Source organism: Streptomyces curacoi (assembly GCF_001513975.1).
In the GTDB taxonomy this organism is placed as follows: domain Bacteria; phylum Actinomycetota; class Actinomycetes; order Streptomycetales; family Streptomycetaceae; genus Streptomyces; species Streptomyces curacoi.
This window is the reverse complement of record NZ_KQ947998.1, coordinates 21,876-36,008: the sequence shown is the minus strand read 5'-3', so window position 1 is coordinate 36,008 and position 14,133 is coordinate 21,876. Positions and strand designations below refer to the sequence as shown.

The 14,133-nt window shown below is 68.5% G+C and carries 11 protein-coding genes and 1 pseudogene; 3 read left to right on the top strand and 9 right to left on the bottom strand.

All coding sequences use genetic code 11. The features are described 5' to 3' along the window. Positions 1-34 precede the first annotated feature (34 nt). On the top strand, positions 35-319 hold the full coding sequence (locus AQI70_RS35145; protein ID WP_062156499.1) for a hypothetical protein: 285 nt from the start codon (positions 35-37) through the stop codon (positions 317-319). A gap of 57 nt (positions 320-376) precedes the next feature. Next, complete coding sequence (locus AQI70_RS35140) at positions 377-769, top strand: hypothetical protein (protein ID WP_062156498.1); 393 nt, start codon at positions 377-379, stop codon at positions 767-769. A 136-nt stretch (positions 770-905) separates the two neighbouring features. Here the strand turns inward: AQI70_RS35140 and AQI70_RS35135 are convergent, their stop codons facing one another. Further along, positions 906-1,436 (bottom strand): hypothetical protein, encoded by a 531-nt coding sequence (locus AQI70_RS35135; protein ID WP_244181966.1) that lies wholly within the window; start codon positions 1,434-1,436, stop codon positions 906-908. Between the two features lie 412 nt (positions 1,437-1,848). Here AQI70_RS35135 and AQI70_RS35130 point away from each other — a divergent pair, with 412 nt between their 5' ends. After that, positions 1,849-3,159 (top strand): SUKH-4 family immunity protein, encoded by a 1,311-nt coding sequence (locus AQI70_RS35130; protein WP_062156496.1) that lies wholly within the window; start codon positions 1,849-1,851, stop codon positions 3,157-3,159. Between the two features lie 177 nt (positions 3,160-3,336). Here AQI70_RS35130 and AQI70_RS38115 read toward each other — a convergent pair. The 8 genes and pseudogenes from AQI70_RS38115 to AQI70_RS39330 form a co-directional block, all read right to left on the bottom strand. Next, a pseudogene (locus tag AQI70_RS38115) lies at positions 3,337-3,928 on the bottom strand (immunity 49 family protein). A 259-nt stretch (positions 3,929-4,187) separates the two neighbouring features. Then, a complete protein-coding gene (locus AQI70_RS35115) occupies positions 4,188-4,871 on the bottom strand; it encodes an SUKH-4 family immunity protein (RefSeq protein ID WP_062156493.1) in 684 nt (227 codons plus the stop codon). Positions 4,872-4,969: 98 nt separating this feature from the next. After that, entirely contained in the window at positions 4,970-5,545 is a 576-nt protein-coding gene (locus tag AQI70_RS39335) for a hypothetical protein (protein WP_159042739.1), read from the bottom strand. A gap of 219 nt (positions 5,546-5,764) precedes the next feature. Then, positions 5,765-6,772: a HEAT repeat domain-containing protein gene (locus tag AQI70_RS35105; protein ID WP_062156491.1), complete on the bottom strand. Its 1,008-nt coding sequence runs from the start codon at positions 6,770-6,772 to the stop codon at positions 5,765-5,767. Positions 6,773-6,931: 159 nt separating this feature from the next. Beyond that, positions 6,932-7,687 (bottom strand): immunity 49 family protein, encoded by a 756-nt coding sequence (locus AQI70_RS35100; protein WP_244181965.1) that lies wholly within the window; start codon positions 7,685-7,687, stop codon positions 6,932-6,934. 98 nt (positions 7,688-7,785) lie between these two features. Beyond that, positions 7,786-13,044 (bottom strand): toxin glutamine deamidase domain-containing protein, encoded by a 5,259-nt coding sequence (locus AQI70_RS35095; RefSeq protein ID WP_062156489.1) that lies wholly within the window; start codon positions 13,042-13,044, stop codon positions 7,786-7,788. Positions 13,045-13,262: 218 nt separating this feature from the next. After that, positions 13,263-13,913 (bottom strand): hypothetical protein, encoded by a 651-nt coding sequence (locus AQI70_RS35090; protein WP_062156488.1) that lies wholly within the window; start codon positions 13,911-13,913, stop codon positions 13,263-13,265. 42 nt (positions 13,914-13,955) lie between these two features. After that, complete coding sequence (locus AQI70_RS39330; RefSeq protein ID WP_159042737.1) at positions 13,956-14,093, bottom strand: hypothetical protein; 138 nt, start codon at positions 14,091-14,093, stop codon at positions 13,956-13,958. Positions 14,094-14,133 lie beyond the last annotated feature (40 nt).

Sequence of the window (14,133 nt, the reverse complement as noted above, 5' to 3'; positions counted from 1 at the left end):
GAACGCGGAGACGCGGAGAAAGGCGATCAGGGGCATGGGTCTCTTCGGCGGGGTCGACGATCTCGAGCGCTTCCTCACGCGTTCGTGCTACTTGAGCCTCGGATCGGTACCGGCCTGCTGGGGCCTCACGATATTCCTCATCGGGGATGTCGGCTGGCACTTCAGCTTCCTCGTCGGCTGCGTCCTTCCGCTGATCGCCGCTTATCTCGGGATCCGCGGCAAACGAGAGATCCATACGGGAATGTCGGCCACGGCGTTCGGGCTCGCCCTCGCCTCACTGCCGTTGATGCTTGGACTTGCGTACCTCGAGAGCTTGTAACGCGATCGGCTGGGCGCACGAAAGCAGGGGTGCGTTCGGTCGCTAAGCTCCGCTGCCATGACAACGCATGGCGGCGAGGCGACGAACAGGCCGGATGAGACGGGCGGGCAGCCGCGGTCGTCCGGGGTGAGCGCGGACGAGCTGCGCGCGCAGTTCCAGGCTCAGGACCGACAGGGGCTCGCCGAGGACAGTCGGCGCGATGCGCGGCAGGCACGTGGTGTGTACGCGGTGTTGCCCGGGTTGGTCGCCGTCATCTGCCTGGTCCTGACTGTCGTACGCCTCGTTGGGGGCGACGTGGTAGGTGCCTGGGTCGCTCTGTATGCCGTGGGCGCGGCCCTCAGCGGCTGGGGTTTCGTGCTGGCCCGGATCGGCCGGACCCGCTGGGCGATGGCGGTCACCTGTATCGGGGGAGCGTTGGCGGGCATCGGTGACAGCGCGGCGTTCCGTTGAGGCAGGCTGATTGAAGGCTCTGTCTGAAGCTGGCTGACGGCCGATGCCCGAAGGCGGCTCCTCGTCCTCGGCGGGCCAGATGCCAGCTGCCCGGCCGCAAACCACGCGGTGGCCCGGACCGGCATCTGGCGAGAAGTCATACCCGTCCGCGCTTGTTACCCGTGAGGTAGGCGAGGCCCCAAGCGGCGGCTGCGGCGACCACGAGGCCGAGCGGTGAGAACCAGTCGACTCCTCCGGCGGATTCGTCCTTCCACCAGGCCTTGGCCGGCAAGAAGATGTCGTACCCCAATAGATCCCAGACGGCAGCGGGCGATTGGCTCTCGGCGACGATGAGCGGCCAGGCGTTGGTGTAGCCGAAGAAGGCGCCAAGTGCGGCGATGACGACCCCGGCGCTCCAGGCGCCATGGCTGCGGTGACCGACCGCGCCGACCAAGGTGCCGACAATCGCTCCGTTGATCAACGCATGGCCCAGGTAAAGGGTGTTGGCCGTGGTGAGCGTGAGGTCTTTGTACGTCAGCAGGATGAGGCCGCTGTAGAGCATCGAGACGATGACCGAGACGAAGAAGGCGAGGAAGGCCGCGCCGACCGGATGGCCGCTTGAGCGCGGCTGCTGCCCGAAGGGGGCCTGGAAGGGCGGTGCGGCGTACATGGGCTGCATCGGCTGCATCGGCGGCTGTCCCGGGGCCGGTGCCGTGCCCGGGTGCATCGGGGGCTGGCCAGGGACCGGCGGCGGCCCGGCCGGCATCGGGGGCTGCCCGGCGGCGGGCGGCGGGCCGAACCCCGGGGCCTGCTGCGGCGGGGCGGGTTGGTTGTACGGGTTGTAGGAGTTCTGCGGTGGCTGCGACGGCGGCGGAGGCGGTTGGAACGGCGGCTGACTCATTGATTTCCCACGGAGTGAAATGACAAGAGCAGCAAGCTATCAGTGAGATCGGGAGGTGGCCGTCGGAGCCGGGGCGGCGTGCGTGAAGCGGTGTTCCCGCTGAACTCCGCCTTCCGTTCTGGGAATCGTCCCATGGGGCACGGGGCAGCGGCACCGGGCACTCGTCACCGGTGTCAGTGGTGGCTGACAGGATGGCCGTATGAGTCACCATCTGGACGACGTACTGGCCGACCCCGCAAGGCTGTTGGCCGCTGACCGCGCGGCGGTGCGCGGGCACATCGTCGCCGCCGCGAAGGTCGCGGAGAGCGTAGGGGCCGAGGTCTTCCTGCAGGCCGAGGCGATCTTCGGTGGCGTGGAGGTGCCGTCGGCCGAGTTCGCCTCCTGGCTGCACTTCGCGGCGCAGGCGACCGGTCATGAGGAGTACGCCGAGCAGATCGCGAAGGCCGAGCCGGGGATGCCGTGGCGGACGGTGTGGGCGTGGTGGCGGCCGGCGAACTGGTTCCCGTCCCTGCCGAGCCTGAACGGCGACTATTACCAGGTTCATCGCCGTCTGTACGAAGGGACGGAGATCGTCGAGGTGGTCGATCACCGGGGCTCGATCTGGCTCGACGTGGAGACGGGCCGGAGGGTGACGGTCCGGGACGAAGGAACGCTGGCGGAAGCGCCCTTGGCGCCGAAGGTGCGCAACGCGCCCCGGCTGTACGACTGGGAGCTGAGCGCCCCGGAGAGCTGGCCAGAGGCGGTCGCCTTCGCCGTCGAGGGCGGCAGGACCCGGTACCTCGTTGAGGACATGCACGGACTGGCCGTGATCGAGACGGACGCGGAGGTGCTGCGCGACTGGCCGCGCGGTGAAGGGATGGACGTCACGTCGTCCGAAGAAGCGCCTCCCGGCCCGGCACCGGTGCGGCGGCGGCCGACCGGTCCGCTGACCGCGGCGCGGGTCGACGACGCCTTCGGACAGCGGCACGTGCTGCGCATACCCGACAGCGCCCTGCCCGCGGGGCTCGAACACGCGGGAAGCAGGCGGCTGTTGCGGGACGTCGGCCTTCCCAAGTGGTGGGTGTGCCACCAGGCCGAGTACGAGGCCCGTTCGGCCGACGCCATGCGCCCTCCGGCCGACGGCGACGTGTCCGAGGACGGCCTGCCCGCCGGCGTGGTCGCCGCGGATCTGATCGCCTTCGGTATGTGCGACTACGGCGAGCTGTACCTGCACCGCCGGGACGGGTCCGTCCACATATGGAGCCGGCTGGAAGGACCCACGGACGAGACGCTTGTGCCGCTCGCACCGGACCTCGACGTCTTCATCCGCGTCCTTGAGGCCGTGTACCGCTACAGCAATGCCTGCTGGCATCCGTACCCGGTGGAGGAGGACCAGGAAGCGGTGGCGCAGGTGTTCCTGGATGAGGTGGAGGAGCTGTCTCCGGGCCTGTTCGACGCGGAGACGCCCAGCGGCATGATGTGGAGCTGGCTCTACGCAGGGATCACGGAACTGGGTGTGGACGGCTTCTAGCGCGGGGAGGTAGCCGGACTCCACCTCGGTGGTGATGCCGCTGTCTTGGGCGAGGCACCGCTCCAGGGCCTTGACCAGTTCGAAACGTTGAAGCGGTCGGCGTCGCCTCGGAGCAAGCGGTAGAACAGATTGAGCGGGGGAGTTCGTCACTCGGATGGTGGCTGACCGGTGCGTCGCCTATGTGGGGAACTCGCCGTACCAGCCGCCGTCGAGGAGGTACTTGGGCAGGTACTCCGACTCGACCTCGATGGTGAAACCCGAGTCCAGGGCCAGGCAGGCGATGGCCAGGGGCCTCAGGGCGATGAGGCCGTCGGAATCGCGCGCCCGTTCCTCGTCCCGGGTCCAGTAGTCCTTGTGCCATTCGATGGTCTTGGCCAGGTCGGTGTTGAACCTCTCCTGGTCGCCACGCACCAGTTGGGTGAGGAGGATCATGGGCGGGTACATGATGTTCAGTACGGCGCTTCGTGAGGCGGGCCGGAGCACCTCCGGGTCGGTGCCGTCCACCGCGGCGAGCAGTTTGTCGCCGAGTTCCGGCCGCTTGAGCCAGTACGCCTGGAGCGCTTCGACCCAGTCGTAGACGTACTCGTCGAAGCCGCCGGCTTCGCGCAGCAGGGAAACGGGCACTTTGCCAGAAGGCCGTGAGCCAGTTCCCTGCGTGAGCCCAGGGCCAGGTGCCGGAACGGAAGACGTGCTTCTTGTGGTCGACCTGGCATTCGAAGGTCGGTGTCGTGGCGAGGGCCGCGACGAAGAGGGCGTGGCCGATCTGCATCGCGGTGACACAGGCTTCCCAGGTCTCCACCTTGTCGGCTTTGGGGTCCCCGGAGCAGCGGCCGTTGAGGGCGTCAATCGCCGTGCTCAGGGCCATGCCGAACCACTCGGGGTCCTCGTGAAGGTCGTCGAGCTCGTCCTCAAGTTCTGCCTGCAGGCTCTGCAGTACCTGGGGCAGGGCCGCCGTCGGGAATTCATGACGCGGAACGCTGATCACGCTCATCCTTCAGAGTCGGTCAGTCGGTCAGTCGGTCAGTCGGTCAGTCGGTCAGTCGGTCAGTCAGTCGGTCTCGTCGAGGTCGGCCGTCCAAGTGCCCGCCGCAGTTCCCGACGCCTTCTACGCCTTCTTCGTCGTCGTAGCCCGCGCTGCGCGAAAAGCCGGTGGAAAGCAGAAAGACCTTGCCCGTGGAGCCGTGGAGTATCACTTCGCCACCGCCCCACACGCCGATCTTGTAGTACGCCCCCTGCAGGGCGCCGCCCGGCATGCTCTCGGTGTCCAGCTGAGGCAGGCCCTGCTCGTCCAAGGCCACGAGCCTCATCTCGACCTCGAAGGCGGGCAGGCCGAGCTCGGTGAGGGTGCGGCGCGTGGCCGCGTCGGTCACGCCCTCGGGGAGCCTGTCGGCGGGCAGGCGGCGCACGACGCCCGGTTCGAAGAGGTCAGGGTGGTATGCGCCCCGGGGCTCCCGCGTTCTCTCCTGCAGGGCACAGACGAAGTTGTCGTCGTCGAACATCGGCTCGCCGTGAACCGCGCTGAGTACGGGTGCTTCCGTGGAGCCGTTGGATTCGACGGCGAAGATGCCACCGAGGCCGGTGACCACCGTGACGTCGCCCACTGTGGCCTGACCGGAAATGAAGGAAGGGCTCAAGGAGTCGTACTCGGTCAGGTCGACCCATGCGGGAGTGACAGCACGGTCGGTGTCGGCAAGCCAGAGCGGCTCCCGCATGCCGGGCGCGGGTACGGCGTCCGGCCACGGACCGGCGAGCGGCTCGCCGGTCTCGGCGTCCCAGACGCGATTCCGCCGGTCCCAGTCGCCTTGTGCGACTACGGCTGTTCGCCCGGGCTGTACTCATCAGGGGCGACGAGGGGCCGGTCCAAAGGGCCGGGCCGGATGAACGTTGCGCTCAGCGCGCCCGGTGGCCGCCAGTGCGCCCAGCGCACTCGCCACGGAAGTCGCTGTCCGGCGGCGGCGATGTCGGCTGCGGTCTCCCCGAACCGTCCCGCCTGCACGGCGTGCATGGCCAGCCCCTGCGCCCGATACCGGCCCGTCGCGCCGGTGGCGGGCTGGTTGCGTAGCCAGTCGACGAACGCCAGGCTCACTGCGCGTACGACGTCGGGGTCGGTGGCGTGGCGGAGGGATTCGGCGACGCGCTCATCCCGGAAGGAGACCCAGCCGTCGCCGCCCGCGTCGAGCAACTCGTCGGCGGACCGCAGTGCGGCGGTGGCGTCGACGGCTCGGCCGGTGTGCGATTCCAACGCCTGCGCAAGCGCCTTCCAGACGGCCAGTGGTGCCCGGCGCACCTCGGCCAGGGCGAGCGCCCGCAGCGCGTCGGCGTCCGTACCGACGAGCTGCTGCTCTGCTCGCTCCCGGCCGGTGGCCGACTGGAGGGTGACCACCAAGTTCCGGTGGAAGAGCCTGGCATCGGGCAGGTCTCGTTCGATGAGACCCCTCAGGCGGCCCGGTCACGGCCAGCTCAAGGGTGAAGCGGTGCACCATCCGCCTGTTCTGCCACTCCACCAACTCGGTCAGAGCCTGCTCGGCCGCTACCGGCGAAGGGCTGGGCACCTCGATACTCATGGCTGAATGCGCTGAGCTCATGGCTGAATGTGCTGACTCCATCAGACGGGCAGGGCGCCCTTGAAGCGGCAGTTGGGTATGTCGGGGTGAGTGGTGGCGAGCCAGCCGTGGCCGTGGGTGTCCTCCGCGAGCTGGGGGCCCGGTTCGACCGAGAGGTTGTCCGCTGCCTTGCACGCATCGGGAACGCCTTCGGCGTACTCCTCTGCCTCGTCCTCGTCGGCGTTCTCCATGTACCAGGCCTCGAAGGGCAGGGGCTCTCCTGCGAACTGCGGGTAGTCGTAGGTGCCGTAGCTGCGCACCGTGCGACCGTCGCGGGCGACGTACCAGTTCTCCGCGGAGTTGTAGGGATCGAGGATGTAGAAGTGAGCCTCACCGCATCGCTCGCTGAGTTCCCTCGCCAGCCGGAAGCCGTCGAGTTCGTCCAGGAACGAGTTTCCCCACAACATGCGCCAGTTCCTGAACTGCCCCTCCGCGTAGGAATTCTCGAATTCCGGGGTGATGAAGATGCGGTAGGCCCTGTGTGTCTTGCCCTGGGAATCCTGGAATTCAAGGGAGTCGGTCGCCTTGGTGGCGGCGGCCACGCCCATGACGGTGGTGATCGGTCGAAGGTCGTGCAGGCCGAGAGCGGCTACGGCGTCGTCGAGCCGGTCCGCCGGGAAGGCCAGCCAGCGACCGGCTTCCATCGGGACCTCCACCGGGCGTTCGTCGAGGATCTTGATCCGTATGAGGCGCTCCACGGCACGCCGGTCGATCTCGTCGAGCGCGTCCACGCCGCCCAGATCGACCAGGATCGCCAGAGCACTGCTGCGCAGCCGGCCGGGACCCTCGCGGCGGATCTCACGGAGGCGCGGGAGCGCCTCGTCCCCCATGCGTTCGATGACGGACCGGACGGCACGCCTTCGGCTACTTGGCTCGCCGTCGAGGGTGTAGGGCAGAAGCTGGTCGATGCCCTGAGGCCCGAGGGCGATCAGGGCGTCCTGCGCGGCGCCGCGTACGGTGCGGTCCCTGACCGAAAGGTTCCGTACGAGCGTGTCGATGGCTGCTGTCATGGATAGGCCTCAATGGGGTTTCGTGCCGCGACGGCGGGCGAACGTCATCCGCGGTGAGCCGCACTTGGACGTCGCCCCACTCGTCGAGGTCGTCGGGCCATCCGCGACAAATGGGCCGACGCCCGCGGCGAAGTGCACCGGGGCAGCCCATGTCGGAGATCAGGTGGGGAAGTCGCCGACGCGGCCGCCTTCCAGCAAGTACTTGGGGATGTAGCCGGACTCCACCTCGACGGGGATTCCCCCGTCGTGTGCGAGGCAGGCCATGGCGAGCGGACCCAGTGCGACAAGGCCGCTGACCTGTGCCGCCGTGGACTCCTCCGCCGTCCAGTACTCCTTGTGCCACTCCAAGGCCTTCACCAGCTCGACGTTGAAGCGCTCGCCGTCGCCCAGGACCAGGCGGTAGAACAAGTTGAGCGGGGGGTACAGGATGCGCAACATCAGGCTGCGGTCGGCGAACTGCAACGCCTCCGGATTCGTGCCATTGATTGCGGCCACCAACTTGTCGCCGACGTCGGGGCCCCGCTTCCAGTAGGTCTGAAGGGTGTCGACCCAGTCGTAGATGTACTCGTCGAAGACCGCTCCGGACTCGCGCAGCAGCGAGATCGGGACGTTGCTCAGCTCTGTGAGACGTCCGCGTTCGCGGCAGATGAGCGCCAAGTAGAAGGCAGTGAGCCAGTTGCCCGCGTTGGCGGGTGACTGCGGGCCCGTGGAGCGGATCGTCCGCGGCTTGCCCGAGATCAGGCATTCCACGGTGGGCTCCGATGAAGTGGCGGCCCGGAACAGTGCGGACCCGATCTGCATGGCCGCGACCCAGGCTTCCCAGGTCTCGATCCGGGCGGCACGAGGGTCAAGGGCGCAATGACTCTTGGCGTTCGCCAGTGCCCTGTTCAGCCCTGTGTTGAACGTACTGGGCATGGATTCGAGCTTCCGGACACGTGCCTCTGTGTCATCAACGAGTTCTTGGACGCTGGACACACGGTCGGCAGGCACCTCGTGACGTGTCACTTGTGTAGTCATTCCTGCCTGTCCTCCGGCTTCCGGATGTCGAAGTACTCCATCGAGACTCCACCGTACCTCTTGCGTTCACGCGGTCCTTCGTCGCCGACGTAACCACCCTCGGTGTTGCCGTTGTTGGCCGCCTCGTTGGCTTCGGGATCGGGCTCGACCTTGGATTGCACCAGTACGTACTGGACGTTCCCGAGTTCGTAGGCGGTCTCCAGCTTGTCGGCAATTGCTTTTTGTTCCGGGGTGCCTTCCTGCATGAGCATGTAGATGGTTTCGAAGTATTCCCTGGTCCCCTGCATTACCTTCTGGCCGGAATGGCCAGTGCGTGGACCGAGCTGACCAGAGGGAGCCTTGGCTTCGACCACGATGTAATGGCCGGGATTGTTCGGGTCCTCATAGATCTGGTCGAACTGATCGCTGCCATTACCGGTCCGCGGTATGTCGACCAGGACGTACTCGGGATGCTCGGTGGCCATCGCATGATGGAGTGCCGCCATCTCGCCATGGCTCTCACCGATGTCCCGCACCGCGGAATGCGTATCCGCGTAGACGCGCTTGGCGGCCTTGTATTCCTCCGAGTCCTCGCCATGGTCCTCCTTCGCCTGCAGCTTGACGGACTCGGTGATCCGGTCGGCCTGAAGTGTCCATTCGCGGTCGTTGGTCTCCGCGTCGAGGGCAGCAAGATTCTCGGGAGTGACGACGCCGTCGTTGCGGCCCAGGCTGACCGGCGGGTGCGTCTCTTCGGGCATGTAGTCGGGCTGCACTGGAGGTGGGACGTCGCTGGCCGCGATGAACTTGTCGGGGTCGTCGGGATAATCCGGATCCCGCTTGAGCTGCGGAAGCTCCTTGCCGTCGACTCTGTCGTCCAGGCTCAAACGCTGGCCGTCTTTGCGCCAGTACTTCTCGCGGTTCTCCCTGCTCTCATTGGCGAAGTCGACCATCCTGCGGATGAACGCCTTCTTGTCCTCGTTGTTGCCGGCGCCGGGTTCGGCGGGTCCGCGCGGAGGGGAGGCGTCCTCCGAATCGGATCGGGCGGTGTCCGTAGCGCCTTCGTCCGCGATGTCGCCGTAGAGCGGCTTCTTTCCGTCGACGGAGTCCTTGACGTAGCCGGCCGCATCGGCGGTCCTGCCGTCCGGCAGGTTTTCGCGCGTGGGAACAGCGGAGTCCTTGACCGTGTTGTCCGCGCGGTTGCGGTGGTCGCTTGTCGGCGACGGGCTCGGGCCTTCGGGCCGTGTCTGGTCCGGGGCTTCGAACCGGTCCTTGTCCGGTGTCTCCGACCGCGGATCTCCGAGATGCTCGGAGCGCTCGTGGGTTTCCGGCTTCTTCTGCGTGGAGGTGTCCCGGTACGGATCTGAAGTACGGGGGTCCGACGTGCGCGGGTCCGTGGTGCGGGGATCTGCAGTGCGCGGGTCCATGGTGCGCTGTTGTGGAATGGACGTGCGCGGGTCCGAGGGTGTGGTGGTCTGCTGACGTGTGTCCCGGTTGGTCGTCGGGTCGTTCAGGGCGTCCGTCGCAGGGCGGGTGGGGGTCGTGGCCTTGTCCGGCGTGCCGTCGCCGGGGTTGTCGGATGCGGTGTGGACAGGTGGCTGCCGGTGTTCCGAAATGGCGTCCGGCCGGGACTGGCTCTCCGTCGTCGCGGTCGGCTGCTGGGATTCCTTGTCGGCGGCGCGGCTCTCCTCGGCGGCGCGGCCCTCCTCGTCGGGGCGGGTCGCCTCGTTCGGGAGTGACTGCGGGTCCGGCGTGCTCGGCCTCTCGGCCGGGGACGGGCGGTGCTGTTCCGAGGAGGCCTCGGGCGACTGGTCGTCCGGTGTTGCCTGGTCTGCCGTTCCCGTGTCGGTGTCGTCGCCCTGCTTCGGGGTGTCGCCCGAGGCGTCGTTCTGCGGGTTCTGGTCGTTGTGCGGCTGCCCGTTGTCTTCGGAGTTCTCCGGCTGTGACGCGTCGCCCTTCTGGTCCTGCGCCTCGTCGTTCTGGCTCTTGGAGTCCTCTGAGCCCTTGTCGTCGGACTGGCTGGTGTCTATGGGGTTCCGGTCGGCGTCCAGCGGGATGTGCCAGACGTGTGCCGCCTTGTCGATGTGGAGGGGCTTGTCGCTGACCTCACCACTCTGGGTGTCGATCCAGACGATCTTGCCGTTGTGGTTGACGACGTTGAAGGCGTGGCCGCCTCCGCCGGGCCAGTCGACCTGGACGATGGCTGCCGAGCCGGGGCCGGCCTGCTGGAGGGTGGAGGCGATGGTGTTGGCGGTGTCGGGGTCGCCGCCGGGGCCCGCGTAGGTGTGGGCGGCGCCGGTCCAGCGGATCTGGTTGTCGTTCGCGTTGTCCTCGGGGGTGAACGGGTTGTGCTTGCCGTTCTCGTCGAGGTCGACGGTGCGTGGTGCCGAGACCTGTGGGTTGCCGTACCAGGTCTCCAGGAACGAGCGGGAGCAGTCGGCGCAGTTGTTGCTGCGGCCGGGGACCGTGTTGCCGCCGTCGTTCTGGAGCTGGGCCCACGGGCCGAAGGGGTCGGGGAAGCGCTGTGGGGTGCCGTCCTCGTTGTGCGGGACCGCGTCGACCAGTGCCTGCTGATCGGCGGGGTCGGGCTGGGACAGACCTCCCGGCTGGTGGTCCAGGTCGGCGCGGATGTCGTCCAGGCTGTCCTGCTGGGGGTGGTTCTGGTTGGAGTCGCTGGGCGTGGCCTGGGGCGACCCCGGGTGCTGAGGCGTGGCAGGGTCCGCGTGTGAGGGTGACTGCGAGGAGCCCGGGGTCGTGACGACCGTGTGGATCGGGACCACCGTCACTTGCTGCTGCTGGTTCTGCCGGTCCCGGTCGGACGGCGTGCTTTCCGGCTTGTGGGGCTGTGCGGCCGGCTGCTGCGGGGCGGTGGGGTTCGGGTTGGGATTCGGATTGGGGTGCGGGTTCGGGTTGGGCGGGGTGTTGGGCGTGTTGCCGGCGGGCTGGTGAGGCCGCGGCGGGGTGGAGCCGGTGCCGGCGCTCGGCTGGTGCGGAGTGCTGGGCGTGGGCGACGTGTCGGGAGCGTGAGCGCGGCCGTGCTGTGGTGACGGGCTCTGTGCGTTGTTGCTCGGCGTCGAGGCTCGGTCAGGGTTGTTGTTGGGAGAGGTGGAAGGCGGGGTCGTCGGAGTGGTGGGGGACGGGGACGGGGTCCTGGGAGGCGACGACTGGGCCGTGTTCTGGTTCGGGGTGGTCTGACTCGGGTTCTGGCCGGGCGTACGGGCGCCGGTCGGGTCCGCGTTGTTACGCGGCGGGGTGCGGTCGCCGGGCGTGGTGTTGGTGTTGTCCCGGTTCGGGGTGCGGTCGCTGGGCGTGGAGCCGGTGCTGTCTCGGGGCGGCGTCCGGTCGCCCGGCGTCGTGCCTGGGGTGTCCCGGGATGGGGTGCGGTCGCCCGGCGTCGTGCCTGGGGTGTCCCGGGATGGGGTGCGGTCGCCCGGCGTCGTGCCCGGGGTGTTCCGAGGCGGCGTGCGGTCCCCCGGCGACGTGCCCGGAGTGCTCTGGTTCGGTACGCGACTGTCCGCCGTACCGGGGGTCCGGCCGTCGGAGCCGGATATGCGGGGATCCGGCGTCTGCGAGGGCGTCGACGACGGCGCTGTCCGTGGCGTCGTCGAGGACGCGGTGGGGCTCGGCGTCGAGGCAGGCCCCGTCCCCGTGGTGGAGGGCGTGCCGGGCGTGCCGACGGGAGCATTCCTCGCCGGGCCGGAGTTGGGATTCGGGCTCGTCGCGGACTGCGTGCCGCCGGAGGCGCTCGGGGCGTGGTGCGTGCCCGGAGCAGGACCCCCGGTGGAAGGTGCCATGGGCGACGTCGGCATGGCCGAGCCGCCGTCGGAACGGCCGCCGGTACCGGCGGGAGACGGGTCGGCCGTCGTCGGCGTCGGCGCCGCGTTGGACTGCGTGGGCGCGCTGGCGGCCAGGCCGTCGATCTGGGTGCCGATCGAACCGCCCCCCGGCGAGGACGACGTACCGCCGGACGACGCGGGCGTGGGCGCGGACTGCGGGCTCGGGGACGACAGGCCGGACACGGGGTTGCCGTTGCCGGAGTGCGAGGGGCCGGATGTGCTCGGAGTGCCGGACGAACCGTTGGAGTCCGCACCACCGGGGGAGGCTCCGCCGGACGAGGGGTCGTCGAAGTCCGACAGGGACGGCCCTGACAGAGAGGGCGTCGGCCGCGAGTACGGGCTGTCCGAGGAGGACGGACTCCCGGAATCGGAACCAGAACCGGAACCGGAGCCGGAGCCGGGGCCGGGGCCCGGGCCCACATCCGGGGCGCCGATGTCGTTGCCGCCGGTGTCGGCGGATATCCCGCCGCCTATATTCACACCCGGCCCGCTGCCACTGCGCGTCGAGGTCGAGGAGTCCGCCCCCGATGAACTCGTATCGGATGACGAAGAGTTGGAGGAGGGCGAGTCGGATGAAGAGGAGTCGGATGAAGAGGAGTTGGAGCTCCCCGACCCGGAGTCGCTGCCCCCGTCCTTGCCGCTGACACCGTCACCGCCGATGTCGCCCCCCGACAACCCCGACGGCCCGTCGTACCCGTCGAGACGGCTGTCGATCGCGTCCCGGGCCCGGCTGCCGGCCTTCTGGCCCAGGCTGTCGCGGACGCCCTCGGCGAAGGTCTGCGGGCTCTGCCTGAGGGCGTCGAGGCCCGCTTCGCCGCCGGCCTTCATGGTGGCGCCGATGTCGTAGCCCTCCTGGGCGCCGAAGCCGACGTTCACCGTCTGCCGGATGAGGTCGCTGATCATCGCCTCGACGGCCGAGATCGCGGGTTCCTTCATCGTCTCGATGAGCGCGTCGATCATCGCCTGCTTGAGCTCGTCCAGGAGGCGTCGGACGATCAGGCGGGTGACCTGGGTGGCGCCGAGGCCGGCGACCTCGGACAGGCCGAAGGTGAAGGGCGCGGCGGCGTGGGCGGCGGCGATCTCGATGGCCAGGGCGATCAGCTGGGCGATCACCGCCCATTTGGCGAACTCGACCAGATAGGCGCAGGCTTCCAGGACGTTCGCGATGAGGTAGGCGGCCTGGGCGGCGTTGCGCAGGTAGCCGTCGGAGCCGCCCCCGCCGTCGAATTTCTCGTAGGTCTTGGTGAACTTGTCGATCGACTCGCCGGCGTTGTGGGCGAGCACCTGACGGGCGCTGCCGTTCGCCTTGGTGTGCAGCTCGGTGACGGTGTCGCCGAAGTCCCGCCACATGGTGGCGCAGTCTCTGAGCTTGTCCTCGTTCGCCGTGGGCCAGCGATAGCCCAGCATCTGGAGAACCCACTCGAGCTCGTCCGGCAACATCATCGCCACAGCAGCAAGCACCCCCGTCGGACTTCACGGCCGTACAACTCCCTCACTCCTCAAGGGAAGCCACACAGATGCACAGCCGTGCCGACAGCTTACGGAGTCACCAGTAGGCAACTTCAGAGGGTTGCTGTCACAAATTCGTTGCAGGCCGGGACCGTTGGTGCGAGCAGCGGACGGTTGGTCCGAGTGGCTGCTGACCCGTCACAGCCGTTGCGTCACTGAGTACGGCCCCGAGTCCGCTCCTTGTGTCCCTTCACGTCGGGTCGGCCCACGTGCCCCTGCGCGCGCTCGGACTCGCCGAGCCAGATGTGCGGGACGTACTGCTGGACCGCTGTGACGACCTGCTCCCGGCAGCCGGCGGGGAAGGGGACGCGGTAGCGCAGGCGGGGCAGGTTCGGATGCAACGGCTCCTCGTCGCGGACCAGGGTCCACAGGACCGGGTCGTCACGGTCGACGGGGCCGGTGGGGAACAGCTCCAGGGAGTAGACGTTCTGGCGGCCGAACTTGCTCCAGTACAGGCCGACCCCGGCGAGGGTCTGCCAGGGGATGACGTTCCGGAGCTTTCCGCTGTCGATCCACAGGCCGGTGTGGTCGACGAGGATCCTCGTCCTGCGGTTCGCCCAGTTGATGACGAAGAGGAATACGCCGAGCGCGCCCAGCGCCAACATGAACCCGAGGCCAGCGAATCCGGCGGGGGTGGATTCGCCCTTCTGGTTCCCGGTGGCAATCACGACGGCACCGAGGACTCCGACGGCGCCCATCGCGATGAGGAGGACGGAACAGGGGAGTCCGACCATGGCACCGCGGCGGCCGGTCCGTATGACCGTGGCATCCGGCGCGGGGGAGGGCGTGTGCGAAGGCAACATGGTGCGTGAGCTTAGCGAATTCACCTACGCTGCCTCGTTCACCTACGCTGCCTCGGCATGACGATGGACGGCCGGGAACGCGGCGGGGAACAGGGACAGGGACAGGTACAGATGCAGGTGCGAGGCGGCGAGGGCGAGTCGGCCCGGCCCGGCGTGGACGAACTCACGGCGAGTTTCCATGGGCAATCGGATCCGGGTTTCGCGAGACAGCGGTCGCAGC

What these genes read in the sequence shown, in the direction of transcription:
- AQI70_RS39330 (WP_159042737.1), bottom strand. Translation starts at nt 14,093, where the DNA reads ATGGAAACTCGCCGTGAGTTCGTCCACGCCGGGCCGGGCCGACTCGCC.
- AQI70_RS35130 (WP_062156496.1), top strand. Translation starts at nt 1,849, where the DNA reads ATGAGTCACCATCTGGACGACGTACTGGCCGACCCCGCAAGGCTGTTG.
- AQI70_RS35140 (WP_062156498.1), top strand. Translation starts at nt 377, where the DNA reads ATGACAACGCATGGCGGCGAGGCGACGAACAGGCCGGATGAGACGGGC.
- AQI70_RS35090 (WP_062156488.1), bottom strand. Translation starts at nt 13,913, where the DNA reads ATGTTGCCTTCGCACACGCCCTCCCCCGCGCCGGATGCCACGGTCATA.
- AQI70_RS35115 (WP_062156493.1), bottom strand. Translation starts at nt 4,871, where the DNA reads ATGCGGGAGCCGCTCTGGCTTGCCGACACCGACCGTGCTGTCACTCCC.
- AQI70_RS35145 (WP_062156499.1), top strand. Translation starts at nt 35, where the DNA reads ATGGGTCTCTTCGGCGGGGTCGACGATCTCGAGCGCTTCCTCACGCGT.
- AQI70_RS35095 (WP_062156489.1), bottom strand. Translation starts at nt 13,044, where the DNA reads ATGATGTTGCCGGACGAGCTCGAGTGGGTTCTCCAGATGCTGGGCTAT.
- AQI70_RS35105 (WP_062156491.1), bottom strand. Translation starts at nt 6,772, where the DNA reads ATGACAGCAGCCATCGACACGCTCGTACGGAACCTTTCGGTCAGGGAC.
- AQI70_RS35100 (WP_244181965.1), bottom strand. Translation starts at nt 7,687, where the DNA reads ATGCCCAGTACGTTCAACACAGGGCTGAACAGGGCACTGGCGAACGCC.
- AQI70_RS35135 (WP_244181966.1), bottom strand. Translation starts at nt 1,436, where the DNA reads ATGCAGCCGATGCAGCCCATGTACGCCGCACCGCCCTTCCAGGCCCCC.